The sequence below is a fragment of the Brevibacterium sp. UMB1308A genome (assembly GCF_030230605.1).
GTDB lineage: Bacteria > Actinomycetota > Actinomycetes > Actinomycetales > Brevibacteriaceae > Brevibacterium.
Genome location: NZ_JASPDO010000060.1, coordinates 1 through 1120, shown reverse-complemented (window position 1 = coordinate 1120; position 1120 = coordinate 1). Strand labels below are relative to the sequence as shown.

Annotated in this window: 2 protein-coding genes; one reads left to right on the top strand and one right to left on the bottom strand. The window is 54.7% G+C overall.

All coding sequences use genetic code 11. The annotated features are described in order from the left end of the window. The first annotated feature begins 139 nt into the window (after positions 1 to 139). Complete coding sequence (locus QP868_RS12050; RefSeq protein WP_284926798.1) at positions 140 to 784, top strand: DUF2625 family protein; 645 nt, start codon at positions 140 to 142, stop codon at positions 782 to 784. Between the two features lie 107 nt (positions 785 to 891). On the opposite strand, the gene QP868_RS12045 is transcribed toward QP868_RS12050, so the two are convergent. Further along, positions 892 to 1120 (bottom strand): DUF4411 family protein (locus tag QP868_RS12045; protein WP_284926796.1); only part of this gene is annotated, 229 nt, incomplete at its 5' end.

The window sequence follows — 1120 nt, the reverse complement described above, 5'->3', positions numbered from 1 at the left end:
CGATGACAGGGCAAAAAAGCCATACCAGGACCAGCGACCAGATCCTCTGATGAGGACCTACAAAAGAATGTAACGGGTAATCTGAAACTGTTCGGGCTTATCGATGGAGCTCGAAATTTCCATGAATCAAAGGATCTCCATGCGCAGTCTTGAAGAACTGATGAATGTCCAAGACCCGGTCTGGCCAACGCTGCACGAATATTTTGTAACGAGTGGCGCGACAATTTTCCCAACGTCCCCGGAACAAGGGCAGCGCGCCCTATGGCAACTTCAGATGCCTGCCGACACTTTGCTCGGTGCTATTGCTCTTAACACCGGTGGCATCGTCGCGGATAACGGTTGGTTCCGTCTTTACGGGGGCGGTAGTGACTACCTTCCTAGCGTTGCGTGGGTCAACGGTTTCTCTGATGACAGCCCGCAGACCGCCCCTCCTGGTGCGCTTCATGTCGGCCACGATGCGTTGGGCGGGCGATTCGCGATTGACGGTGGAGCGCTTGGCGTTCAGCCTGGTGAGATTTGCTATTTCGGCCTGGATACCCTGCAGTGGGAAGGACTGGATGCTGGTCACAACCAGTTCATTTCTGCCCTTGTGCAGGGACAGCTCGGTGGCATGTTCGAGAACCTGCGATGGCCTGGCTGGGAGGCAGAGGTCGCTACGCTTGCGCCTAATCAAGGGCTTTCAATCTACCCACCGTTGTGGGCTGATGAGGGCAAGGAAATCAGCGAATCATCGCGTGGGATCGTGCCCATTGAGGAGCTGCTCACCATTACGGGCAGAAACTAACGGCGCCTAGTATCCGGGGCTAGCAGGTGCGGTGGTGGGACGTGCTTGGTTGTGGGTGTGCTCATGCGTTTGGTGGAGCGTCAGCGCAGGTACTCGCCCGCAACTTACTAAGGCTGCAGAATTAACCGTGCGCCGGTCTTTCTGAGCATCCCAAACGTATCGATAGTCTTTACTTTCATTGCCTTACAGACGTCGGGTATGAGGATTCGTTTTCGTGCCCCCGGTTGCGACTTTTCCATGGTGGCAACTGTGTACCCATGTGCCATGGCATAGGCGATTAGAAGGTAGTCGGCATGATTGTTTGTGAACTGATTGATGGCTACGGGTTTGTAATTC